The 24,622-nt window shown below is 63.0% G+C and carries 23 protein-coding genes; 14 read left to right on the top strand and 9 right to left on the bottom strand.

Features of this window, described 5'->3' with window-relative positions; all coding sequences use genetic code 11:
* Positions 1–2: 2 nt before the first annotated feature.
* Positions 3–674 (bottom strand): TetR/AcrR family transcriptional regulator, encoded by a 672-nt coding sequence (locus AC07O2_RS20050; RefSeq protein WP_495234134.1) that lies wholly within the window; start codon positions 672–674, stop codon positions 3–5.
* 137 nt (positions 675–811) lie between these two features.
* Positions 812–2,020 carry an MFS transporter gene (locus tag AC07O2_RS20045; RefSeq protein WP_495234133.1) on the bottom strand — a complete coding sequence of 403 codons (1,209 nt, stop codon included), beginning with the start codon at positions 2,018–2,020 and terminating at the stop codon, positions 812–814.
* A 97-nt stretch (positions 2,021–2,117) separates the two neighbouring features.
* Here AC07O2_RS20045 and AC07O2_RS20040 point away from each other — a divergent pair, with 97 nt between their 5' ends.
* On the top strand, positions 2,118–3,032 hold the full coding sequence (locus AC07O2_RS20040; RefSeq protein WP_495234132.1) for a LysR family transcriptional regulator: 915 nt from the start codon (positions 2,118–2,120) through the stop codon (positions 3,030–3,032).
* Positions 3,033–4,537: 1,505 nt separating this feature from the next.
* Here AC07O2_RS20040 and AC07O2_RS20035 read toward each other — a convergent pair.
* The gene (locus tag AC07O2_RS20035) at positions 4,538–4,699 is read right to left on the bottom strand and encodes a hypothetical protein (RefSeq protein ID WP_495234194.1); all 162 of its coding nucleotides are present in this window, start codon (positions 4,697–4,699) and stop codon (positions 4,538–4,540) included.
* Here AC07O2_RS20035 and ybiA point away from each other — a divergent pair.
* Positions 4,619–4,882, top strand: a complete 264-nt coding sequence (gene ybiA, locus AC07O2_RS20030) for a riboflavin biosynthesis intermediates N-glycosidase (RefSeq protein ID WP_495234131.1) — start codon at positions 4,619–4,621, stop codon at positions 4,880–4,882. The genes AC07O2_RS20035 and ybiA overlap by 81 nt on opposite strands.
* A gap of 2 nt (positions 4,883–4,884) precedes the next feature.
* Here the strand turns inward: ybiA and AC07O2_RS20025 are convergent, their stop codons facing one another.
* On the bottom strand, positions 4,885–5,514 hold the full coding sequence (locus AC07O2_RS20025) for a TetR/AcrR family transcriptional regulator (RefSeq protein ID WP_495234130.1): 630 nt from the start codon (positions 5,512–5,514) through the stop codon (positions 4,885–4,887).
* A 136-nt stretch (positions 5,515–5,650) separates the two neighbouring features.
* On the opposite strand from AC07O2_RS20025, the gene AC07O2_RS20020 reads away from it, so the two are divergent.
* The 5 genes from AC07O2_RS20020 (at position 5,651) to AC07O2_RS20000 (ending at position 10,955) form a co-directional block, all read left to right on the top strand.
* Positions 5,651–6,685, top strand: coding sequence for an MBL fold metallo-hydrolase (locus tag AC07O2_RS20020; protein WP_495234192.1), 1,035 nt, complete (start codon positions 5,651–5,653; stop codon positions 6,683–6,685).
* Between the two features lie 174 nt (positions 6,686–6,859).
* Complete coding sequence (locus AC07O2_RS20015) at positions 6,860–8,212, top strand: hypothetical protein (RefSeq protein ID WP_495234129.1); 1,353 nt, start codon at positions 6,860–6,862, stop codon at positions 8,210–8,212.
* Between the two features lie 134 nt (positions 8,213–8,346).
* A complete protein-coding gene (locus AC07O2_RS20010; protein ID WP_495099758.1) occupies positions 8,347–8,976 on the top strand; it encodes a helix-turn-helix transcriptional regulator in 630 nt (209 codons plus the stop codon).
* Positions 8,977–8,992: 16 nt separating this feature from the next.
* Positions 8,993–9,970 carry an ornithine cyclodeaminase family protein gene (locus tag AC07O2_RS20005; RefSeq protein ID WP_495234128.1) on the top strand — a complete coding sequence of 326 codons (978 nt, stop codon included), beginning with the start codon at positions 8,993–8,995 and terminating at the stop codon, positions 9,968–9,970.
* Positions 9,971–9,992: 22 nt separating this feature from the next.
* On the top strand, positions 9,993–10,955 hold the full coding sequence (locus AC07O2_RS20000) for a threo-3-hydroxy-L-aspartate ammonia-lyase (protein ID WP_495234127.1): 963 nt from the start codon (positions 9,993–9,995) through the stop codon (positions 10,953–10,955).
* Positions 10,956–10,973: 18 nt separating this feature from the next.
* On the opposite strand, the gene AC07O2_RS19995 is transcribed toward AC07O2_RS20000, so the two are convergent.
* Positions 10,974–11,834: a hypothetical protein gene (locus AC07O2_RS19995; RefSeq protein WP_495234126.1), complete on the bottom strand. Its 861-nt coding sequence runs from the start codon at positions 11,832–11,834 to the stop codon at positions 10,974–10,976.
* A gap of 182 nt (positions 11,835–12,016) precedes the next feature.
* On the opposite strand from AC07O2_RS19995, the gene AC07O2_RS19990 reads away from it, so the two are divergent.
* The 5 genes from AC07O2_RS19990 to AC07O2_RS19970 all read left to right on the top strand — a co-directional run bounded on the left by AC07O2_RS19990 (position 12,017) and on the right by AC07O2_RS19970 (position 15,768).
* Entirely contained in the window at positions 12,017–12,616 is a 600-nt protein-coding gene (locus AC07O2_RS19990) for a TetR/AcrR family transcriptional regulator (RefSeq protein ID WP_495234125.1), read from the top strand.
* A gap of 83 nt (positions 12,617–12,699) precedes the next feature.
* Positions 12,700–13,074, top strand: coding sequence for a hypothetical protein (locus tag AC07O2_RS19985; RefSeq protein ID WP_495234124.1), 375 nt, complete (start codon positions 12,700–12,702; stop codon positions 13,072–13,074).
* A 91-nt stretch (positions 13,075–13,165) separates the two neighbouring features.
* A complete protein-coding gene (locus AC07O2_RS19980; protein ID WP_495234123.1) occupies positions 13,166–14,173 on the top strand; it encodes an NADP-dependent oxidoreductase in 1,008 nt (335 codons plus the stop codon).
* Positions 14,174–14,197: 24 nt separating this feature from the next.
* Entirely contained in the window at positions 14,198–14,902 is a 705-nt protein-coding gene (locus tag AC07O2_RS19975; protein ID WP_495234122.1) for an SDR family oxidoreductase, read from the top strand.
* A 56-nt stretch (positions 14,903–14,958) separates the two neighbouring features.
* Entirely contained in the window at positions 14,959–15,768 is an 810-nt protein-coding gene (locus AC07O2_RS19970; RefSeq protein WP_495234121.1) for an oxidoreductase, read from the top strand.
* Positions 15,769–15,830: 62 nt separating this feature from the next.
* Here the strand turns inward: AC07O2_RS19970 and AC07O2_RS19965 are convergent, their stop codons facing one another.
* A complete protein-coding gene (locus AC07O2_RS19965; RefSeq protein WP_495234120.1) occupies positions 15,831–17,147 on the bottom strand; it encodes an Nramp family divalent metal transporter in 1,317 nt (438 codons plus the stop codon).
* A 109-nt stretch (positions 17,148–17,256) separates the two neighbouring features.
* A complete protein-coding gene (locus AC07O2_RS19960) occupies positions 17,257–18,222 on the bottom strand; it encodes an AraC family transcriptional regulator (RefSeq protein WP_495234119.1) in 966 nt (321 codons plus the stop codon).
* A 210-nt stretch (positions 18,223–18,432) separates the two neighbouring features.
* On the opposite strand from AC07O2_RS19960, the gene AC07O2_RS19955 reads away from it, so the two are divergent.
* The gene (locus AC07O2_RS19955; protein WP_495099746.1) at positions 18,433–18,861 is read left to right on the top strand and encodes an Hsp20/alpha crystallin family protein; all 429 of its coding nucleotides are present in this window, start codon (positions 18,433–18,435) and stop codon (positions 18,859–18,861) included.
* A 172-nt stretch (positions 18,862–19,033) separates the two neighbouring features.
* Entirely contained in the window at positions 19,034–20,953 is a 1,920-nt protein-coding gene (locus AC07O2_RS19950) for an alpha-amylase family glycosyl hydrolase (protein WP_495234118.1), read from the top strand.
* Between the two features lie 13 nt (positions 20,954–20,966).
* Here the strand turns inward: AC07O2_RS19950 and AC07O2_RS19945 are convergent, their stop codons facing one another.
* Positions 20,967–22,403, bottom strand: a complete 1,437-nt coding sequence (locus tag AC07O2_RS19945; RefSeq protein ID WP_495234117.1) for an oligosaccharide flippase family protein — start codon at positions 22,401–22,403, stop codon at positions 20,967–20,969.
* Positions 22,404–22,589: 186 nt separating this feature from the next.
* Entirely contained in the window at positions 22,590–24,545 is a 1,956-nt protein-coding gene (locus AC07O2_RS19940) for an acyltransferase family protein (RefSeq protein ID WP_495234116.1), read from the bottom strand.
* Positions 24,546–24,622 lie beyond the last annotated feature (77 nt).

The following is a 24,622-nucleotide window of genomic DNA, read 5'->3' as shown; positions in this document are numbered from 1 at the left end:
GACTAGCTGGCGGCCACCGGCGGCAGCATCATGTGCAGCAGCTTGCGCAGGGTTTCCTTGGCCTTGTGCGACTCGCTCTCGGCAATCTCCCCGCCAAACACCATCTGCATGATGGCGGCATACAGCACCGGCGCCATGGCGAAGCCGAAGTAGTCGCTCAGCGGCGTCTTGCGCAGCTGGCCTGCGGCCACATACGCGTCAATGTGTTGCTGCTGCACGACCTTGGTAGGAACGATAGTCTGCTCGTACCAGCGGTTGGCCAGGGCCGGGATGCGGTGGCTCTCGGCAATCAGCAGGCGCATGATGGCCATGGACTGCGGCGTCAGCCCGCCGAACAACTCGTCCACATAGGTGTCTATCGAGGCCTGCATGTCCTGGCCCGGCTGCATAGGTCTCCAGATACTGTTGGTGGGCACCAGCAGGACCTTGAGCAGGGATTCGAAGATTTCGTCCTTATTGGCAAAGTGCACGTACAGATTGGCCTTGGACGTGCCGGCGCGCGCGGCAATCTTGGAAATGCTGGCCGCCGTGAAGCCCAGCGCGCCGAACTCGACCAACGCCGCATCCAGTATCTGCTGGCGGCGCACCTCGGGCATCAGACGTACACGCTTGGGCTTGGCGGGCAGGTCTGCCGCGGCGGTGGGCGGCAGATCGGGGGCTTGTCTCTGGGTCATCCGTTCTGGTTCCTGGTCAGATGCGGCCTGCTAATGACCGATCTATCAGTAGCACTGTAACATTTGCCAGATGATGGGCCTGAGAGACGGGCCATTTTGCTATTAAATAAAGAGCTGTCAGCGCAGAATATATCTGCTCAAACCGCCTTTTTCATACCTGGCCACAGGCGGACCACCAACGCCGCGCTAGCCGCCATGGCCGCCAAACCGCACACACCCTGCCAGCCGTACTGGCCCAGGGCCAGGCTGCCCAGCCAGGCGCCGCTGGCCATGCCGATAAACATGCTGCTCATCAGCACCGCATTCAGGCGGCTGCGGGCAGCGGGCTCCAGGCTGTAGACGATGGTCTGGTGGGCGATCAAGCTGGCTTGCACGCCCAGGTCGAACACCACCGCCCCCACGGCAATCAGCCACAGCGGGCCACTGCCACCGATTTCGCCGACGGCCATGGCCAGGAAGGACGCCACCACCAGGGCCGCACCCAAACGCGTCACCACCTCGGGGCCCTTGCGGTCGGCCACCCGGCCGGCCAGCGGCGCGGCCAGCGCACCAGCCGCACCGGCTAGGCCAAAAGCCCCGGCGGCAGCGCTGCCCAGATGGAAGGGCGCGGCATGCAGCATCACCGCCAGCGTGGACCAGAAGGCGCTAAAGGCCACACTCAGCAGGCCCTGGGCCAGGGCGGCCCGGCGCAGCGGCGTGTAGCGCTGCAGCAGCGTGAACAGGCTGGCCATCAGCGACAGGTAAGACATCTGCGTGGTCGCTTTGAAGCGCGGCAACCTGCGCCACACCGCCACACCCAGCAGGGCCACGCTGCTGGCCGCCACCACGAACATGCCGCGCCAGCCCGCGTGCTCGGCCACAAAGCCGGACACCACGCGCGACAGCAGAATGCCCAGCAACAGCCCGGTCATCACCGTGCCCACGGTTTTGCCGCGGTGCGCCTCGGGTGCCAGCGTGGCGGCGGCGGGCACGATGTCCTGCGCCAGGGTGGCCGACAGGCCGATCACCAGGCTGGCGACCAGCAGCACCTGGATGTTGGGCGCGGCGGCGGCCAGCAGCAGGGCCAGGGTCAGCACCGCTGCCTTGCCCAAGATGATGCGGCGGCGGTCGAAGCGGTCGCCCAGCGGCGCCAGCAGCAGCAGGCCCAGGGCGTAGCCCAGCTGGGTCAGCGTGGGCACCAGGCCGATGGCACCGGGGCTGGCGTTGAACTCGCCGCCCAGCACGCCCAGCATGGGCTGGCTGTAGTACAGCGCGGCGGCGGCCAGGCCGGCACCGGCGGCCAACAGCAGCACCAGCGCGCCGGGCATGGCAGCCGGTTGGTTATGCGTTAAAACGGTAGAAGACATCGTGGAAACCCTTGCTTTTGCAGAATGCCGCAAGTGTCCCGGAATGCAACGCACCTGGGAACGCCCGTACTGGGCAGAATTGTTATACGCTCTACGTATGAAGACAGCCCCCGATCGGATTGAATTGATGCAAACCTTTGTGCGCATCGTGGAGGCCGGCAGCCTGTCTGCCGCCGCCGCGCAAATGGGAGCCACCCAGCCCACGGTGAGCCGCCGGCTGCAGACGCTGGAGCGTTCGCTGGGCATCAAGCTGCTGCAGCGCTCCACCCACGCCATGCAACTGACCGAAGACGGCGCACGCTGCTTTGACCGCGCCAAAGAGCTGCTGGGCCGCTGGGAGGCCTTCGAGTCCGACCTGCGCGGCAGCCACGACCTGCCCGAGGGCACACTGCGGGTGATGGCGCCGCATGCGTTTGGCCAGCAGCAGCTGATCGCGCCGCTGGCCCAGTACCTGCGCCAGTACCCGCGCGTGGCGGTGGAGTGGCTGCTGCACGACGGCACACCCAACTTCATCTCCGACGGCATCGACTGCGCGATCCACGTCGGCACGGTGGAAGACCCGGCCGTGGTGGCAGTGAAGATGGCCGAGATCCCGCGCATCGTGGTGGCCGCGCCCTCCGTGCTGGGCGACGCACCACCGCCGCGCCACGCGTCCGACCTGGCCGCCCTGCCCTGGCTGGCCCTGCGCACCTTCTACCGCAACGACATCACGCTGCAGCACAGCAGCGGCGAGCAACTGCGCCTGCCGCTGCAGCCGCGCATCAGCACCGACAGCCTGTTTGCCATGCGCAACGCCGCGCTGATGGGCCTGGGCGTCTGCGTGGCATCTGCCTGGGCGGTGGCCGACGACGTACGCGCCGGCCGGCTGCTGCACCTGCTGCCGGACTGGCATGCGGCCCCGCTGCCCATGTATTTGCTATACCCCTACGCCCAGTTCTACCCGGCCAAGCTGCGCCGCTTTTCCGAGATCGTGCGGGCCGATCTGCTGCAAGGCCTGGAGCGGGTGCTGTAGGTGGCTAAAGGTAAGGGCAGGTTAATGCTCTGCATTTGATAGCTGCTGGTGCAGATGAATCCTGCGCCAGAGCCATATTCTTTCAACTCTCGGATATTCGGATACCACCGGTGGCAGCAGAGCCGCAAGATGCACAGCGGGTGCCATCGCCATGCTAGCGGCCCTTCCGTCGCAAGACGCCTTGATTGAGGATTAGGCCCGAGTCCCCCTCGGGCTCTCCAACCTTTAGCTCCTCCAACACCTTCCAACGCAAGTTCGCACCTTCACGGGTCGCACGCCCACGAACGATCTGTCCGTTGCGACCGCTCGTGACCCTAAGGATAGCGACGCCCCCACGTACCACGCCCGTAACCGAGCCTTCGCCGCCCTCGTTCATGCGCCCACAGCTCGCTGTGAACATCCAGTGATCTCCAGATATCTTGTCACCCGACTGAGCCAACTTGAACCCGGCGTATCCGCACTCTATGCCAGAGCTCTTCTCCGCTGGCGTACGCAGATCAATTTCCCACATCCCCGAAAAAGGAGCGTCATTGGCCCCGGCAGCGGAAGCCACAAGTAACATAACTGCGATTAGCACTAATGACCTCATCTGCAGTCTAACGTCGCTCAGTAAACGCATTAGTTCTATGGCAGGACGGACAGGTATTCATTCACGTCACCCTTGAACGCTAGGCAGGCCTTGTAATCCTTGCTCTTCTTCGGCGGCTTCGCTCGGAGTTCACGGCGAAGCGGCCCTTCGCTAAGAGCCAAGTAACCATGTGGTGCACCGTTGATAGTCTCGAAAAGCAAGCGCCCATCACGCACTTGAACGTGGGCATCGCCGGGAGTCGATGGATCAGAAAACGAGTCGCTGTACTGAATTTCAAAGTGGTTGCCTTGCAACCGCCCTGCAAACCTGCCAGAGGGAGATTTGTTCCAGGATTCGAGCCCGTAGTCCTGCGCAGCCCATCCGCACAGCAGGCCTGCTCGCCGCACCAACCATACATCGATCGAACTGGGTCGCCGACCTATCGATCGACAGTCAGCGTCACATGCACCAGTGAACGACCAAGCCGAAAAGCCTTCAGGTACCTGAGCTGTCGCAGGAGGTAAGAAGAACGCCATCAATGCTAGAAGTGGAAGGTAACGCATTGGACTTAACTCAATATAGAACTTGAACCCGACCGACACATCAGACGCGTGACGATATATCTTTTAAATGAAGGCTCTGCAGGCCGCTGGCAGATGGATTTTCGGCACGCATGCCGCGCAAGAAAACAAGTGTAGTTTTTCCATGAAACCCGCCATCCTCTTGTGTTGCACGCCACACAGGAATAGGTTTGCGAGCGCATTCGTTACAAACACTATAGCCATGCCCAACCCAAGACTAGTGCACCAAGAACACGCGGCTTGGGCTACATCCTGCAAATGGAGGACAGCGTGCGCTGGCCCCACGAGGAAGCCCGCTAACCCAGAACCTCCAGCGGTGTCCCACGGCTGAACATTCCATAAGGGCTGAGAAGGCTTTACTCTTCGGCGATCAGGTAATCAAATAGCAGGTTCTTCAAGCTCGCAACCCGGGTGCCGCCAAAGCCTTGGGTCGACAGGTGCGCGGCTTCGATGAAGCCACTTGGCTTCAGCGCAGGCTCTCCATCGTCGTTCGAGCCAATCAAGCCAAGTTCATGCAAAACCTCAAACTTCGGCAATTTCTGCAGCAAACCAGTGATCGCATCCTTGTCGAAGCAAGTCCGGTCGATAGGGTTTGGGGTATTGGTCTGGCCCAGGATGACGACAAGGTCAACAATCCCAATCAGTGGCTGGGTCTCAATCTCTTGGGCTTCGCGCTCATGCAGGTGCGCCGTGACGTCTAACGCTACGCCCCGCTCGCATAGAACCCCAAAAACATATCCACGCAATCCGCCAGCACGCGCTGCTGCTGCACAGCTTCCAACGGAGGTTGACCCAGGGCCAGTTGCGGCCAGAAGGCGAAGGACTTGACCATGCCTTGCAGCTGGTCGGCTGCGTACTGCGGGTCTACGTCGGCGCGCAGCCGCTGGTCGAGCTGGGCGGCGCGTATCCAGGTGACCAGGCCTTCCTCCTTCTCGGCCAGGCGGGCCACCATGGCCTGGGCGCGCTGGGGCGACTGCATCATTTCGGCGATGGCGACCCGCGACAGGTCCAGAAAGCTGCTGTCGTTGAGCAGGCGCATCTTCTGCTCCAGGCAGTCCAGCAGCTGCGTGCGCAGCGCCTTCTGCGGGTTGTAGGCCACAGCCAGCAGGCCCTGGGCGCGCTGCCACAGCTGGGTGAGGATGGCGGCGAACAGCTCGTCCTTGCTCGGGAAATGGTTGTAGACCGTGCGCTTAGACACCTCGGCCACGGCGGCCACGCGGTCCATGCTGGTGCCGGCAAAGCCATGGGCGCGGAATTCGCTGATGGCGGCCTGCAGGATGGCCTCACGCTTGCGGTGCGTGAGCAGGGTGGGTGAGGACGGTTCAGACAACATATACAAATTTTACACTGTGTAGTTTACTTTTTTGCCAATTGCACTACACTGTGCAGTGTACTTTTCACGTCGACCCATGAAGCTCCGTTCTTCCTGGATTGGTATTGCCCTTATCTCCCTTATCTGCTTGATCGCCATGGCCTACACCCTCTGCCCGCCCGCCCAGCCCTCCCCCGCCTACACCGCGTCGCCGCAATTCAGCAACGGCAAATTCCGCAACCCGGTGCCACGCCACGCCATCGGCACCTGGAAAGCGCTGACCCTGCTGTGGCGCTTCATGGTGGACAAGCCCGCGCTGGCCTCCCCGGCCCAGCCGCTGCCGGTGCAGGCACTGACCCAGGCCGAGCTGCTGGCCGCGCCGGACAAAAGCCTGTGGCGCTTCGGCCATTCGACCATGCTGCTGAAGATGGACGGCAAGTTCTGGCTGACCGACCCGGTGTTTGCCGAGCGTGCCTCGCCGCTGCAGTTCATCGGCCCCAAGCGCTTCCACGCGCCGCCCATGGGCATTGCCGACCTGCCGCCGATCACCGGCGTGATCCTGTCGCACGACCACTACGACCACCTGGACCGCACGGCCATCCTGCAACTGGCGCCCAAAGTGGCGCACTTCATCACGCCGCTGGGCGTGGGCGACCGGCTGATCGCCTGGGGTGTGTCGGCGGCCAAGGTGCAGCAGCTCGACTGGTGGCAGGGCACAAAAGTGGGCGGCATGCGCCTGGTAGCCACGCCGGCCCAGCATTACTCGGGTCGAGGTCTGTCGGACGGCAGCAGCACGCTGTGGGCTTCCTGGGTGCTGATGACGGCCGATACCCGCGTGTTCTTCAGCGGCGACACCGGCTACTTTGACGGCTTCAAGAAGATCGGCGAGCGCTTTGGCCCGTTTGACCTGACCATGATCGAAACCGGCGCCTACGGCAAAGACTGGCCCGACGTGCACATGCAGCCCGAGGAAAGCCTGCAGGCCCACATCGACGTGCAAGGCCGACACCTGATGCCCATCCACAACGGCACTTTCGACCTGGCGCTGCATGTCTGGACCGAGCCCTTCGAGCGCATCACAGCCCTGGCCGCCACCGCCCAGGTGCCCGTAGTCGCCCCGCGCATGGGCGAGCGGCTGGACCTGCAGGCGCCCGCGCCATCCACCCACTGGTGGCGTACAGCGGGCGCGTGAAGTACTCTTATTTTGATAGCTACTGGCGCAGGTAAATCCTGCGCCAGAGGCCTATTTCTTATACGTTCTCACACAAACTCACAGAGGTAAAGTCCTGGTGAACAAAGCGCAAAGCGGTCGGCGTGGCGGCGCTGCGGCACGTTGGAAGAGCAAGTCCACTTCTGACCACCACCGATGCAACGACCCCACCTGCTCCGCCCCACCGTACTCGCCCTGGCCACCCTCGCGGTGGCTGGCTGCGTGGTGCAAGCCCCGCCCCAACGGGTCTACGTCAGCCCCCCACCGCCACCCGTGGCCTATGCGCCAGCGCCAGCCCCCGCCCCTGCCGCGCCGGTGGTCAGCGTCTATGTGGAGCCGCCCCTGTACCAGCCCGCGCCCGTGGTGATTGCCTCGGCACCGCCGCCGATGCTGGTCGAGCCGCCACCGCCCATGCCGTTTGCCGGCGCGGTCTGGATCGGCGGCTACTGGGCCTGGCAGGACCGCTGGGTCTGGGCCACCGGGCGCTGGGCACCGCCGCCGCAGCCGGAATACCACTGGGTCCACCCCTATTACGAGAACCGCGACGGCGTGGTGGTCTTCATCACCGGCCACTGGGCGCCGCCCGGCGCGGTGTTTGTACCGCCGCCGCCCACGCTAAGCCTGAATGTGGCCATCAACATCGGCGGACCGCGGCCGCAGGGGCCGTCCGGCGTGTTCGTGCCCGCGCCCCCCGGCTCGCGCCTGGGCCTGATCATCCCGGCACCCATAGGCACGCCGCCGGCCGTGGTGGTGGGCGCTCCGCCCGTGACGCATGTGGGCATGCACATCCAGAGCCAGGTGAACAGCAACAACACCACCAACACCGTCAACAACAACACGGTAAATAACGCGCAGCGCATCACCAATGTCACCAACATCACGAACGTGACCATCGTGGCCCCGCCCGGCGCTACCGCCAACGGCCAGGCCTTCGAATCCCACGTGCCGGCCCTGGCCCACCTGGCCGCCGCCCAGGCCCCCGTGGTCCGCATGCCGGCGCCGCCACCCGCCGCCAAGCCCCCGCCACCAGCCGCCGCGGCAGAACACCCGCCCGGCCAGCCGGCGCCGGCCCGTGCCGCCACCAACCTGCCGAACGTCGAAGCCACGCCGCCGCAACACTTCCTGCCCATGCCAGCCGCCCAGCCCCCGGCCAGCGCGGCACGACCCAATGAAGCCGAGCGGCGCCCCATGGAAATGCCCAGACCGGCAGAAGCCATGAAGCCCGTGGCACCGCCGCCTCCTCCTCCGCCCCCGCAGGCCGAGGCCGCGCAGGAAAAGGCGCGCGCCCAGCAGCAACAGCAAGCAGAGCAGCGCCAGATGCAGATGGAGCAGCAACAAAAGCATCAGATGCAGATGCAACAGCAGCAAATGCAGAAAGCGCAGCAGGAAAGAGCGGCCCAGGAAGCCGCCCGCCGCGCCGAGGGCCAAAAGCACGGCGTGGATGAAAAAGCCCGCGCCGCCAAGGAAAAAGAGAAGAAAAAGCTGGAAGAAGGCGAAGCCAGGCCGTGAGGCCCGCACCGCCCATTCGAACAAATGCTATGCATTAGATAGCTGCCAGCGCAGATAAAACCTGCGCTGGCAGCCTAAAGGGCTTCAAAGCCCAGGATCTTTGCAATTTGTCTAATTCTGGATAAACTATCCAAATGACAAAATCCACGCCCGAGCAGCAGCACCTGCTGGCCCAGATGCAGCAGGTGGCCCAGGGCTTGGCCGCCACCTTTGCGCCGTTTTGCGAGGTGGTGCTGCACGACCTGCGTACGCCCAGCCACTCCATCCTGGCGATCCACAACAACCTGTCCGGCCGCCAGGTGGGCGACCCGACCACCGAGCTGGGCCTGGCCCGCATTGCCGACCCCGGCTACCCGCAAGTCATCAGCAACTACGCCAACCAGTTTGCCGACGGCCGCCAGGCCAAGAGCACCTCCATCGGCATCAAGGACAGCAGCGGCCAATACATCGCCGCGCTGTGCATGAATGTGGACCTGACGCAGATCCGCAGCGTGCAGCATGTGCTGGGCCAGTTCGGCAGCGTGGACGCCACCAAGGCGCCCAAGGAGTCGCTGGACCCGGCCGGCGCCGACGCCATCCGCAGCCGTATCGACGCGTTCGCCGCCCGCCTGTCCACCACGCCGCGCGCGCTGAAAGCCGAAGAGCGCCGCTCGCTGCTACGCGAGCTGAAAGACGCCGGCTACATGGACATCCGCCGCGCCATGGAAACCGTGGCACTGCACCTGGGCGTGTCGCGTGCCACCGTGTACAGCTATGCCAAATAAGCCCGCCGTAGCCACCATGGCCGCCACCAAAACCACCGAATTGCTGCTACTGGACAGCCACCAGGTCGAGGCCCTGCTGGAGCTGGCGCCGGTGCTGGACGCGGTGCACCAAGCCTTTGCGCTGCACAGCCGGCGCGAGGGCCGGGTGTTCCCCCTGGTGCGCGAGCGCCTGCACACCGGCGGCGTGTTCGGCATCAAGTCCGGCGACATCGCCGCGCAGAACGTGCTGGGCTTCAAGGCCGCCGGCTTCTGGCCCGGCAACCGTGCGCTGGCCAGCGAGCAGCACCAGGCGACCATTCTGCTGATCGACCCCGCCACCGGCCGCCCGCTGTGCCTGGTAGACGGCAACGCCGTGACCACCCTGCGCACCGGTGCAGCCGGTGGCATGGGTCTGCAGCTGCTGGCCCGGCCCGACAGCCAGAGCCTGTGCCTGTTCGGCACCGGCGTGCAGGGCCGCATCCAGCTGGACTACGCGCTGCTGCTCCTGCCCAAAATAAAACAGGTGCGCTACGCCACCTCGAACGGCGAGCGCAATGCCGCGTTCGAAGCCCGCTACCGCACGCGCTGCGACCTGGTTCACGCGCGCGACGTGAATGCGGCCGTCGCCGCCAGCGACGTGGTCATCACCGCCACCACCGGCGGCGGCGCATTGTTCGACCTGGCAGCGGTACAGCCCGGCACCCACTTCAGTTGCATAGGCAGCGACACCCGTGGCAAGCGCGAGCTGCCAGACGGCCTGCTGCCGCGCGCACGCCTGTTTGTGGACGACCAGGCCCAGGCCAGCACCCTGGGCGAACTGCAGTGGGCGCCCTCCACGCCCTGCACCGAAATCGGCGACCTGTTGACCGGCCAGGCGCAATTCACGCGCCAGCCCGGCGACATCACCGTCTTCGATTCCACCGGCATCGCCCTGCAGGACCTGACCGTAGCCCAAATGCTGCAGCAGCGCGCCACGGCCACACAGGCCGGCACACGCATCCACTGGCCCTGGTAAGCCTTCACCTGCCTCACACACCATGCAAAACCTTCCTACCTTTGTCGATGTCTCCGCCGCCGCCCAGCGCCTGGCCGGCCATGCCCACCGCACACCCGTGCTGCGCTCGCGCACGGCCGATGCCGAGCTGGGCGCACAACTGTTTTTCAAATGCGAGAACCTGCAGCGCATGGGCGCCTTCAAGTTCCGTGGCGCCTTCAATGCGCTGTCGAAGTTCGACGCGCAACAGCGCCGCGCCGGCGTGGTGGCGTTCTCGTCCGGCAACCACGCGCAGGCGATTGCCTTGTCCGCCCAGCTGCTGGGCATGCCGGCCACCATCGTGATGCCGCAGGACGCACCCGCCGCCAAGGTGGCCGCCACCAAGGGCTACGGCGGCAAGGTGGTGCTGTATGACCGCTACACCGAAGACCGCGAACAGATCGGCCGCCAGCTTGCCGAGCAGCACGGCCTGACCCTGATACCGCCCTACGACCACCCAGACGTGATTGCCGGCCAAGGCACGGCGGCGCTGGAATTGTTCGAAGAGACCGGCCCGCTGGACGCGCTATTTGTCTGCCTGGGCGGCGGCGGCCTGCTGTCGGGCTCGGCCCTGACGGCGCGTGCACTGGCGCCGCAATGCAAGGTCTATGGCGTGGAGCCCGAAGCCGGCAACGACGGCCAGCAGTCGTTTCGCAGTGGCAGCATCGTGCACATAGACACGCCTAAAACCATTGCCGACGGCGCACAGACGCAACACCTGGGCAACTACACCTTCCCGCTGATCCGCCGCGATGTGGACGACATCCACACCGTCAGCGATGCCGAGCTGGTGGCCAGCATGCGCTTCTTCGCCGAGCGCATGAAGCTGGTGGTCGAACCCACCGGCTGCCTGGGCTTTGCCGCCGCACGCAAACTGAAGACCCAGCTGCAGGGCCAGCGCGTGGGCATCATCATCAGCGGCGGCAACGTGGACCTGGACCGCTTCGCCTCGCTGCTGGCGGGATAAGACCAAACTGCATGGCGCTTAATCGCACCAGGCATCCTCCACCACGGCACGCACCAGGCCTTGGCCGTCACGGTACAGCAGGTAGCCGCTGCGAACTACCGGCCCCAGGACGCGCGTGAGGCCATCGTCGGGGGAATACACCAGCCGCTCCTGCACCCGTGCCCAGGTGCCTTCGGTATTGCGGCGCAAGGATTGCACGGTGAGCTGCCGGAAAAACGGTGGCAATGGCCCGTCGGCACGCTGCTGCAACACCTGCTCCAGCGTGGGCGCCTCGGGCAAATGTTGGGCGGCGATGAAGGCCTGCAGTGCCTGTCGGGCTGGCGCCGGTATGGACGCTGTGGCGGCCGCGTACCTGGGTACCACGGCGATGCGCGCATCTGCAGGCTGCGCCAAACCGGAGCGGCCCATGGGCAACAGGGCCTGCACCCGGCCCAGCGCCTGCGGCTTCAGCCACACAGCTTGGCCGTTGGCCAGTTGCGCTTGGGCCAGCCCCGCCACCTGGGTGCTCCAGGCCAGGGGCAAGAACGCATATTCCCCAGTGCAGTCGCCGCGCAAATAGGCCAGGGCCTGGCAACCTTGCCGCGCCAGCGGGGCACCCTGGGCGGTGTAGAGCTGCACCGGCTGCTGGCCAGCCTCGGAGCTGCCCCAGACCAGCGCTTCGGCGCGCTGGCCTAGCAGCTCGCGCTCGGGCCAGCAGGCGGAGTCGGCCTGCACCGGGCCGTGCAGCAGTGCCGCCAACAGCCCCCACGCCAAAGCCATGCCGCGGTTCCTGTCGTGACCGAACTTGCAGGCATGGCTGGCCACAGGCACCAGGTTGTGCCGGCAAGCAAACCTGGCGAAGGATAGGGAGCGGATGGAAACGGCAAGAAGGCGCGGCATGGGCAACTCCGTTGTGCAAAGCAATGAATAGCGTATGTCGATTCTGCTGCAGGCCACATGCCGGGAAAAAAATAGCCCGTGGCGCAATATCCGCGCCCGGCCTCCCACCGATCCGTCGGTCTTTCGCCATACGAACGATCGTATTTGCCAAATACATCACACCACGTGTTTTTTAATCTTGTATGATTAACGTCATGCGAAATTCGAAACACAACGTCAGGTCAGCGGCCAAGGAAGCCTCTCACGAGCGCATCGTGTCCGCCGCCGCGCGGGCCATCCGCCGTAGCGGCTATGACGGCACCGGTGTCGCCGACATCATGAAGGAGGCCGGCCTGACCCATGGTGCCTTCTACGCCCATTTCGCGTCGCGCGAGGCCATGCTGGCCGAGGCCGCGGATCGGGCTTGCGCAGAGTCCGCCGCCGTGGCGACCGGCGTTGTCGCCAATGTACCGCCCGAACAGGCCTTGGCATCCATGCTGCACGCCTATCTGTCCCCAGAGCACCTACAGCAAATCGAGCTGGGCTGCCCGCTGGCCGCACTGGGCTCGGAGACGCCACGCCAGGCCCCCGAAGTCCGCCGGGTGACTACCCGGCACGTCAAGGCCATGGTCGATCTGGCCGCCCGCCAGTCGCCCGACTGGGGACAGCCCGCTGCGCACGAGCGTGCGCTGGTGACCATCGCCACCATGGTTGGCACCCTGCTGTTGGCCCGTGCGGTGGACGAACCCGCGCTATCCGACAGCCTGTGCGCGGCCGCATTGAAACACCTGCTCCCTGCCTGAAGCCGCTGGAACACGCTGGCTTTTCGCACGCCTAAAAATATGACGATCATCATACGCAAATTACATACGGAAGGATACACAGCATGAAAACCAGTTTTCGCGGCGTAGCGATGGTGTCCGCAGCCATATTCCTCACCCTGGCACTGACCTGGATACTCGCGCCGGACGTGCTGCCATCTAGCTGGGGCGTTGATCTTGCCAACCAGGCAAATCTGGTGGGACGCAGGTCGGCGGCTATGTATGCGGGCTTGGGTGTCATGTTCCTGCTGGCACGTAATGCCGCGCCGTCGCCAGCCCGCACGGCCATGCTGAGGGGTGCATTCGTCACCTGCCTGCTGCTTGCGGCGCTGGGGGCCGCTGAGCTTGTCAACAACCATGCGCGGCCCGACATCCTGGCGGCGGTCGCCATCGACACCGTACTCGCTGTAGCGCTTCTGTATGCCGCCCGTACCAGGTAATTCACCACCCACCACCGAACAAAGAACACACCTTGCAGCGCAGGCTGACAGGACCGTTTACCCCGCTGGATTCACCAGCAATAAGGAAACCATGAAAGCATTCATTCTTGAGAGATACGGCAAACAGCGCACATTGCGGGCCGCAGACATGCCCGAGCCAACGCTGCGCGACGACGAGGTCCTGGTGCAGGTACATGCCGCCGGCGTGAACCTGATCGACTCGAAGATCCGCGACGGAGAGTTCAAGCTCATCCTCCCCTATAAGCTGCCCCTGATCCTGGGCCACGATGTGGCCGGGGTGGTTGTCAAGGTCGGCCCGCGCGTGCGGCAGTTCACGCCGGGCGACGAGGTCTATGCGCGGCCGGATGATTTCCGGATAGGCACATTCGCCGAATTTGTCCCGGTCAAGGAAGCGTCTCTGGCGCTCAAACCCAAGAACCTCACCATGGAGGAAGCCGCCTCTATTCCCCTGGTGGCATTGACGGTATGGCAGGCTCTGGTCGAAAAGGCCCAGCTGAAGAAGGGGCAGAAGGTTTTCATCCAGGCCGGCTCCGGCGGGGTCGGCACGTTTGCCATCCAGTTGGCGAAGCACCTGGGCGCCACCGTCGCCACGACAACCAGCGCAGGCAACATCGCACTGGTGAAGAGCCTGGGCGCAGACGTGGTCGTGGACTACAAAACACAGGATTTCGAAGATGTCTTGAAAGACTACGACGTGGTGCTGAACAGCCAGGACGGTAAGACGCTGGAAAAGTCCCTGCGCGTGCTCAAGGCCGGCGGCAAGCTCATCTCCATCTCCGGGCCACCGGACCCGGCATTCGGCCAGGAGATCGGCGCCCCCGGTTTCGTACGGCTGGTCATGCGCATGCTGAGCGCAGGCATACGCCGCAGGGCCAAGAGCCGGGGCGTGGGTTATTCGTTCCTCTTCATGAAGGCGAACGGCAGCCAACTGCGGCAGATTAGCCAGCTCATCGACGCGGGCGTCATCCGCCCCGTGGTCGACAAGGTGTTCCCGTTCGCACAAACCAACGAGGCCCTGGCCTACGTCGCAGCAGGCCGCGCCAAAGGCAAGGTCGTCGTCAAGGTCACGTCTGTCTGATTTCCCTCATTTTTGGAGCTTGCTATGAAGATCGAGAATTCTGTTGTCCTCGTTACAGGTGCCAATCGCGGCATCGGCCTGGCATTTGCACGTGAACTGCTGGCCCGAGGCGCCCGCAAGGTCTATGCGGCCGCGCGTGACCCCTCCACCGTGACCCAGCCCGGTGTTCAAGCCCTGCGGCTCGACGTCAATAATTTGAAAGATGTGGCCGCCGCCGCAGCGCTGGCATCGGACGTCACGCTGGTGATCAACAACGCAGGTATTGCCCAGCCCGGAGGTTTTCTCGACGCCGATAGCGAAGACGTCGCACGGCGCATCTTCGAGACCAACTTCTTCGCCGTCTTGCGCATGAGCAAGGCCTTCGCGCCCATCCTCAAGGCCAATGGCGGCGGTGCCTTGCTCAACGTCTTGTCCGTTGCCTCGTGGGTGAACGGCGGCGACTTGGCTGCCTATGCGGCCAGCAAGTCTGCAGCCTGGTCACTCACCAACGCACTGCGCAACGAACTGGCGGTGCAGAAAACCCAGGTGCTGGGCCTGCACATGGCCTACGTTGATACCGACCTCACGCGCGGGTTCGATGTGCCGAAGTCCAGCCCGGAGGCAATCGTTCAGCGTGCGCTGGACGGACTCGAATCGGGCCTCGACGAAGTACTGGCCGACGAACTCACCCAGCAGGTCAAGCAGGGGATGACGGCAGCCAGGCCCAGCTACCTGCCGCAAGCGTCCTGAGGCGATAAGCAATACGTAGCCTTGATGGAATATTTACTACTTACAACCGGACTCTTATGAAAAAAAATAAAACTGTGGCGCTCGTGACGGGCGCCTCATCAGGCATCGGTGAAGCCACGGCCATCAAGCTGTTGGCAGCAGGCTACACGGTCTACGGCACCAGCCGGCGCGGAGCTCAATCGGGCCAGCGGCCTTTTCCGATGCTGGCGCTTGACGTCACCGACGACGCATCCGTCGCAGCGGCCGTCAGCGAGTTGCAAGAGCTGGAAGGGCAGATTGATGTGCTGGTCAACAATGCCGGTTCCGGGATCACGGGCGCTGCCGAAGAGTGCTCGATCGCGCAAGTCCGCGCTCTGTTCGAAACCAACTACCTCGGTGTCGTTCGGGTGACCAATGCGGTCCTGCCCATCATGCGTGGACAGGGACGCGGGCGCATCCTCAATGTGGGCTCCGGGCTGGGCTTTATTCCTGCACCGTACAGCGCCCATTACTCGGCGACCAAACATGCGCTTGAGGGCTATTCCGAGGCGCTGGACCATGAGGTACGCGAGTTTGGCGTGCGTGTCGCAGTCATAGAACCCGGAGCCACCCGGACATCCTTTGAAGCCAGCACGGTCCTCTCCGATACGCCGCTCGCCGCCTACAACGCAAGCCGCGCAAAGTATCTTGTCGCGTTTGAGCGCGCCATGGCCGTAGCAGATACCGCTGAAAGCGTCGCCGACACCATCGTCCTCGCGGCGCGCGATCAAACTCCGCACCTGCGCTACCCCTCCGGCAGGTCTGCTCGGCAGGGTGCATTTGCCCGGCGTTTTCTGCCACGCTCGCTGTTCGACAAGGTGCTGCACAAGCAATTCGGCTTGGCATAACAGCCCCCTGCACGCACAGGCGTTGCGGGCAAAAGCCGGGGCCCGCTATGTGCGGGTTTTTTTTAGGCCAGCACCTGCACCACCAGCCACACATTGGCCGCGCTGATGATGGCAAACAGGGCCCAGGCCAGCAGCTTCAGCATGGGCCCATTGGCGTGGCGACCCATCAGCGCGCGGCTGCTGGTGAAGCGGATCAGCGGCCACATGGCAAAGGGCAGCTGAAAGCTCAGCACCACCTGGCTGAGCACCAGCATCTTGCCGATGGCGTCCTCGCCCAGCCACCAGACGCCGATGAAGGCCGGCACCAGGGCCAGCACCCGCGTCAACAGGCGGCGCTGCCAGCACGGTATCTTCAGGTCTAGAAAGCCCTCCATCACGATCTGGCCAGCGATGGTGCCGGTGAAAGTGGAGCTTTGGCCCGAGGCCAGCAAGGCGATCGCAAACAGGCTGGCGGCCAGGGCGCTGCCCACCACGGGTTCGATCAGGTGGTAGGCATCGGCAATGTCGGTCACGCTGCGGTGGCCGTTGCTGTTGAAGGCGCTGGCCGCCAGCACCATGATGGCGGCGTTGACCAGCAAGGCCAATGACAGGGACACCAGAGTGTCCAGCGTGGTGAAGCGCAGCGCCTCGCGCAGGCCCGCCTCGGAGGCATGGACCCGGCGCGTCTGCACGATGCTGGTGTGCAGGTACAGGTTGTGCGGCATCACCGTGGCGCCGACGATGCCAATCGCCAGGTACAGCGCGCCTGGTTGCTGCAGCCGCTCCAGGCTGGGCACAAAACCGATGGCCACGCCCAGCCAGTTGGGCTGCGCCATCGCCAACTCGACCATGAAGCAGCCGGCAATGGTCAGCACCAGGCCCAGCACAATGGCCTCCACGCGCCTGAAGCCCGCGCCCTGCAAGCCCAGCACCAGCACGGTGTCCAACGCGGTGATGCCAATGCCCACCGGCACCGACACGCCGAACAGCAGATGCAAGGCCAGCGCGCTGCCCAGCACTTCGGCCAGGTCGCAGGCCACAATGGCCAGCTCGGCACCCAGCCACAGGAAGCGGTTCACCGCGGGCGAATACTGCTCGCGGCACAGGCGCGCCAGGTCTTTTTGCGCCACCAGCCCCAGGCGCACGCACAGGGTTTGCAGCAGCATGGCCGCCAGGCTGGCCAGCAGCACCACGAACAGCAGGCCGTAGCCAAAGCGCGAGCCGGATTCGATGTCCGTGGCCCAGTTGCCGGGGTCCATATAGCCCACCGACACCAGCAGCCCGGGCCCGGCGTAACGCAGCAGCTTTTTGTGCAGGGGCAACCCCATGGCGTCGCCCACCGAGCCTTTGACTTCCGACGGACAAAAGGGAGCGGTGGCGGTGCGGGGCAGTGAAAACATGCGGCCCAGTATAGGGCCGTGGGCAGCAAAGTATGATGCGGAATTGCTATGCTTGTGATAGCTGTCTGCGCAGATCCTACCTGCGCTAGAGCCTTATTTTCTTTAAAGCCTACAAGGCCCGCACGGGCAGGCAGATCTGGCAGGAGAACACGCCCGTCGCGGGGTCGTGATAGCTGCCGACAGGGTAGTACTCGAAGAACGGCCGCGCGTCGGCCTGCATGCCGCTGGCGGGTAGCCAGTCGCGCAGCATCTCGCTCCAGGCCAGGCCGATCTGTACGCCTGTGCCACGGAACTCGCCCAACGCGTAGCACCCACCGGGCAGTTCCGCCACGCTGACCGGGCTGCGGCCTACAAAGTCGTCGGGCACCTGCACGCACGCGTCGTAACGGCACTGGGCCGGCGGGGTGACATGGGGGTCGTCGCGGCCTATGCCGTAGCAGGCCGCGCCATCCAGCCCCTGGGCGCTGCGCCAGGGCATGAACTGCTCGGCCCAGAAGCGGCTGATGGTGGCGCCGTAAGGGCCGATGTGGCGCATATAGGCAATACGGGTAGGGGGCAGGGTGGCGATGCTGACGTCCATGAGAGGCTCCAGGTTGTTGAGACCTTGATGGTTCCCAGAAACACGGTGGGCCGCCTGATCCGGCTTGCGCTGGGCCTGATCCAGATTGCGGTCTTGCTGGCGGCGCACATGGGCCAACTCGTCCGCCCAGCGTTGCGGTGTGGCCGCGCGCCAGGCGCTGGGCGTGCAGCCAAAGCGCAGCTTGAAGGCCCGCGCAAAGGCCTCGCCCGAGCCAAAGCCCACGGCCAGCGCAATCTGCAGCACCGGCGCCTGCGGCAGGCGGGCCAGTTGCAGCGCACCCACCTCCAGTCGGCGCCGGCGCAGGTAGTCGCCCAGGGTCTCGCCCATCCAGGCGGCAAACACGCGGTGGAAATGGAAGGCGGAGAAGTGCGCAATGTCGGCCAGGCCCGCCAGGTCCAGCGGGGTATCGAGGTGCCGGTCGATGTGGTCCAGCACCCGGTTCATGCGCTGGGTGTACTCGGTAACATGGCTGCGCGGCGAAAGGGGCAAGGACATGGTGGCGCAGTGTAGCGCTATTGAATTGCTAGCTGCAGACGCACGCAACATGTGCGCCAGCGGCCTGTTTTCTTTATAGCGCTTGGTCCAACGAAAAGTCACATCTGCGATTGTGCAAACAGCTCTTGAAACTACGCCAACGGCCAATATTTGAGAAGTATGGCGCCACCACAGGGGTGTCGCCACCACCAGTAAGAAAGGAGCAATCCCATGAATGCATTGGTTAACCGCGGCAGCTTGTTCGATGAATTCTTTCGCGACGTGGTGCCCAGTTTGTACGTCCGCCCCCTGCATGGCGACCCGTTGCCCTCGCCCGCCCAGATCAAGTTGGACGTGCACGAGACCGACGGCGCCTATACCGTCAACGCCGAAGTGCCCGGCGTGCGCAAGGAGGACATCCAGGTGTCCCTGGAAGGCAGCACGGTCACGCTGCGCGCCGAGGTAAAGCAGGAAGACCGTGAAGCCCACGGCGAAAAACTGCTGCGCAGCGAACGCTACTACGGCGCGGTGGCGCGCAGCTTCCAGCTGCCGCAAGAGGTAGACCCGGGCCAGGCCAAAGCCAAGTACGACAACGGCATGCTGACCCTGACCCTGCCCAAGAAAGCGGCCACCAGCTCGCAGCGTCTGGCCATCGACTGATGGGCGCGTGCACAGGCAGCTCTTGGAAGGAATTCTGAGACCTGCCTGTGTATTCCTGGGGCGGGCCGCCTCGGTGTTTCCCCTGTGTGCTTGTAGGCACAAGCAGGTTTCAATCTTTGCTACATTCAAAGCGCTTTGAAAACCTGATTCTGACCACCGGAATACGCCGCCCATGCTGTCCCTCGCCCACCAAACCCAGCTCGCCCAGCAACACGTCACGGCCCAGCTGGCCGCACGCCCGGAAGCCAAGGCTGCACGCAAGTCCTGGAAGACCTTTGCCAGCCGGCTGGACACCCACTTCCCCACCCTGCTGCAGGAGCTGGCCCCGCTGTACGGTGCGCGGCCCGACTTTCTGGACTTCCTGGTCGAGCTGCTGGCCGTGGGCTTCGACGCCTGGCTGGAGCGCCCGGCCGACCTGCAGGCGCTGGACGTTCAGCGCGAGCAAAACCCGCGCTGGTTCCAGTCGCAGAAGATGCTGGGCGGCGTCTGCTACGTGGACCTGTATGCGGGCAATCTGAAGGGCCTACTGAAGCAGATCCCCTACTTCAAGGAACTGGGGCTGACCTATCTGCACCTGATGCCGCTGTTCAAATGCCCGGACGGCAACAGCGACGGCGGCTACGCGGTCAGCAGCTACCGCGAGGTGAACCCGGCCCTGGGCACTATGGCCGACCTGCAGACCCTGGCCGCCGCACTGCGCGCCGAGGGCATCAGCCTGGTGCTGGACTTCATCTTCAACCACACCTCAGATGAGCACGACTGGGCCCGCGCCTGCGTGGCCGGCGACCCCAAGTACGCCGACTTCTACTACCTGTTCCCCGACCGCACGCTGCCCGACGCCTACGACCAAACTGTGCGCGAGATCTTCCCCGACCAGCACCCGGGCGCGTTCTCGCAGCTGGCCGACGGCCGCTGGGTCTGGACCACCTTCAACAGCTTCCAGTGGGACCTGAACTACAGCAACCCGGCCGTGTTCACCGCCATGGCCGGCGAGATGCTGGCCATCGCCAACCTGGGCACCGAGATCCTGCGCATGGACGCGGTGGCTTTTGTGTGGAAGCGCCTGGGCACGGTGTGCGAAAACCTGCCCGAGGCGCACACGGTGATCCGCGCCTTCAGCGCGCTGGTGCGGATTGCCGCGCCCAGCATGCTGTTCAAGAGCGAGGCCATCGTGCACCCGGACGATGTGGTCAAGTACATCTCACCGCAGGAATGCCAGCTGTCCTACAACCCGCTGCAGATGGCCTTGCTGTGGAACAGCCTGGCCACGCGCGAGGTGAACCTGTTGCAGCAGGCGCTGGAGCAGCGCCACAACCTGGACCCGGACACCAGCTGGGTCAACTATGTGCGCAGCCACGACGACATAGGCTGGACATTCGCCGACGAGGACGCGATCCAGCTCGGCATCCACGGCTTTGCACACCGGCAGTTTCTGAACCGCTTTTACGTAAACCGCTTCGAGGGTAGCTTCGCCCGCGGCGTGCCGTTCCAGGACAACCCGGCCACCGGCGACTGCCGCATCAGCGGCACCTGCGCCTCACTGGCTGGCATCGAGCAAGGCGATCCGCTGGCGCCGGCGCGCATCCTGCTGCTGCACAGCGTGGCCCTGAGTACCGGCGGCATACCGCTGATCTACCTGGGCGATGAGGTGGGCACGCCGAACGACCCCAGCTATCTGAGCGACCCGGCCAAGGTCGGCGACAGCCGCTGGGTGCACCGCCCGGCCCGCGTCGCAAGCCTCTACGCGCAGCGGACCACCAAGAACAGTGTGCCCGGCCAGATCTACCAGGGCCTGCGCCGCATGGTGGAAGTGCGCCAGTCTTTGGAGGTATTCGCCGGTGGCCAACTCACCGGCTTTCGCGCCGGTAACCCCAGTGTGCTGGGCTATATGCGCGGCGCGCCGGGGACGCATGTGCTGGTGCTGGCCAACTTCAGCGAACAAGCACAGCACTGCCCGGCGCGGGTGTTCTCGGCCCAGCCGGATACGGCGGTGGATGTGCTGAGCGGCAAAACCCTGGCCCTGCAGGGCGGCGTGACGCTGGCAGCGTATGAGGTGCTGTGGCTGGCCTGTGGCGGGGCCGGACAGGTCTAGAAATTCAGCCCTATCAACGACGGCGAATCTTGGCCCAAACCGACTGCAGCTCTTCTTGCAGCGGGTGCTTGAAAAAGAACACGCCCGTCACAAAACCCGCCAGACCCAGCAGGCCAGCAAACACAACGGCCAACAAAGAATGCTCGGGGGTGGGGCCAAACAACACCAGGGCCAACACAGGCCCAATGGCCGCGAACAGCGTAACGCGCCCACTCCGCGCCAGGACAGGCCACAGCATCGACAGGTCCAGGCCGATGTGCTTGGACGTCAGGCGCATGCTGTACGCGGCGTAGACACCAGAGCCCAGAATCGACGCGCAACTCACCGCCACCAGCCCCTGCAGTGCGCCCACGGCCACCAGGCATATGGTCATCAGCGCGTTGACGATGGTCAAGCGGGCAATCGTGCTCACTGCCCCCGACGACAGCAAGGCGACGCCGCACAAAGAGGTGGGCACGCTCAGCGCTGTGCCCACCGCCAGCAGCCGGGCCAGGATCACGGATTCATCCCACTGCGTGCCGTAGAGCACGTGAATGATGGGGTGGGCCATGCACACCACCATGCTGCAAAAAAACCAGCCCACCGCCGACACATAGGCCGTGGCTTTCACAAAGGGCTCCACAAAATCGCCCTGCTCGCGCGACTGCTTGGAAAACCAGGGCAAACATACCGAGCCCACAGCATCCGTGACCAGGCGGGTAAACATCTGCACCAGGCCATTCGCACGCGAATACAAGCCCGCCGACGCCAGGCTCTGCAATTTGCCCAGCAGCAGCTCGGGCGCACCGCCAGCCGCCACGCCGACGATGGAGCTGACGGACAAGCGCGAGCCGAACGCCAGCACACGCCGGATTTCCGCCACCCCGGGCAGCCAAGGGAAGGACTTCGGCCGAAAATACGTGGCCATCAGCGCATTCACCACTGTGGACGTCAACGACCCAAAGGCCAGGCTGATGGGGCCGAAGTTCTTCCAGGCCATGAAGGTGGACACCAATGCACCGCTCAGTGCAGAAGCAAAACGCATCAGCGCAACACTGTCAAAACGCATCTCGCGCATTAACCAGGCGTAGGTCAAAGAGCCAAACGGATTGACCGCATAGTTCAAGGCGATCACCAGCATGATGTCGCGCATGCGGGGTTCTTTGTAAAACAACGAAACCGGATAACTGGCCAGCAATACCAACAACGCCAGGCCCACACCCAAGCCCAGCTGCACTGCCCACACCGCCCGGATGCGCTCGGTCGTCAATTCTCTTTCCTGCACCAGGTAGGAGCCGGCGCCCATATCCCGCACCGAAGCCACGAACATCAACAGCACCATGGTGACGGAAAACACCCCGATCTCCGCAGGTGTGAGCAAACGGGCAATCACCATGGACGAAACGATGGACATCGCCAAACTCGCATAGCGGTCCAGAAACGAGAAAACTAAGGATTTACGAGTGGACATGGTGTGGAATACATAGCTTGCAGAACAACGCGCACGCAAGAAGGCCGTATTAGGCCATGCAACCATGCATGGCAAGGGACCGAAGAATCGGAGACAGCGTCAAACATCTGGGCAGCCGAATGCCCCGCTGCAGACCGTGAAAACCAAGCGCGCCGAGGAAGCGGCCAGCCGAGCCATTGCGCTGGCTCAATTGCCAGCCACCGCACGCGCCAGCACCGACCGAGAAAGATAGTCGGAGGCGACCGGTGTGAGGTGGCCGTAATCCCAGGTTGTAATGCCATTTTTTCGGTCGTCGCCGATAAATGTCATGCAGCCTTCAACACTGCAAAAAACATCGACCAAGCTCACATACAGCAGCCGCGTGTCGTTGAACGATTTTTTCAACAGCCTATCTTTTTCAAGAATCGTTGCATCGATTCCTTCCAAGCTCCTGTGCGCCGTATCGTTCCATAGCTTTCGAACAATGATTTTGGGCAAATCGGAATCCCACTCCGGTGTCGGCCCGGTAAAAACCACCTTGGCGACGCCGAGCTGCGTCAGTTTTGCCTTGATTTGCTGCGCCGCAACTTCGGAATGCCCTGCACGTTGCGCCACGACGACCACATCAGGACGGGCCTGTGCAATCGCCTTCAGAGCAAACCAGTTGGACCGGACGCAAGAGCTGGTAGATGAATCGGAGGCTACATCCACCAATGGTCTGCAACCCGAGCTAGCCACTTGCAATACCTGCCAGTTGCTTTGCAGATTCTTGGTCAAACCAAAATTCAGCATTTGCGCATGCGAATCACCCCATATGAATACCGCTTTGTCATATTTGGCGGTGTCTCTGGCGTAGCAGCTGCTGGGGATTTCATCTTTGGGAGTTCTGTTTTTATCGCCCGAAATTTCTTTTTGAATATCAGAGAAATTGCAGTCATGGCGGAAGTTCTTCTCAAACACCTCCACCAATCGGCCATTGGGAATATTAGAGAAATACCTGTAGAACTCAGGCCGGTCCACCGCACCACCGTCAATTCGGGCCAATCCATTCTGCGCATAAATATAGCCTGCACCAACACCAACCAACAGCATGCTACCCAGCAAGGCAAAGGATTTTTCTTTGCCGTACGCGCCAAAGCGAACCGGTTTCTCTACCCAGAAATAGGTGGCAATCGCCAACACAAATGACAGGAAAACTGCTGCCAATTTAATTTCAGGGCTATTCAACTCCAAAATATGGGCAAATGACAGCAAAGGCCAGTGCCACAAATACAGCGGGTAGCTGATCAAGCCAATCGACACCAATACTTTGGAGCCTAGAACATGTCTATTGACCCATGCGTTGGGCCCAGCTGAAATAAGCAAAAATGCGCCGATGACCGGAAGCAATGCCAACCAGCCCGGAAAATGTTGCGTCTTGTCGATATAAACAAGACCGACCACCAATAACGCGGCCCCAACGAAAGACTGTTCGTTTGGGTACCGCTGGTGTACCGCCGGCTTGTACATGGCGATATATGCAAGCACGGCCCCGGCCAGCAACTCCCAAAAACGCGGCATCGGCAAATAAAATGCTGCATCGGGATGGTTGCTGGTCCAATATATATTCATCCAAAAAGAGCCTGCCAATATCAATGCAATAGCAAGCCCCAAAACCCGTCTCTGCCCCCAGAAGAAACTTAGCAAAATGGGCCAGAATATATAAAACTGCTCTTCCACCGCCAAACTCCACAAGTGCAGCATGGGCTTGGTTTCTGCCACATTATCAAAGTAGCTGCTTTCTTTCCACAAAATAAAGTTGGTAACAAATGCAACGCCACTGACAAGATGTTTTCCGAGCTGTTTGTACTCATCCACCAACAGCAAATGCCAGCCAAATACCAAACTACCCAGCATCACCACCAGCAAAGCCGGAAATATTCTTCGGATTCGCTTATCGTAAAAATCAATAATACTGAATTTATCTTTTTCCAGATTCAGAAAAATAATGGAAGAAATCAAAAAACCGGAGATGACAAAGAATATATCGACACCGACAAATCCACCGTGCACCCAGGATGGAAATGCGTGAAAACCCACCACAGCAAGAACGGCAACGGCACGCAGTCCATCGATATCGGAGCGATATTTAAGATGATGCGCGGTGGGGTTTGTGAGGTGCATATTAAAAAGTTATCTACGGCCAATAATAAGCACGTGCACCGATGCAATATGCAACCCACATAAGCTAGCGCTGATGC

The organism is Rhodoferax sp. GW821-FHT10B06, assembly GCF_059415605.1.
The sequence above is the reverse complement of the archived record's forward strand: the minus strand, read 5'-3'. Positions and strand labels throughout refer to the sequence as shown.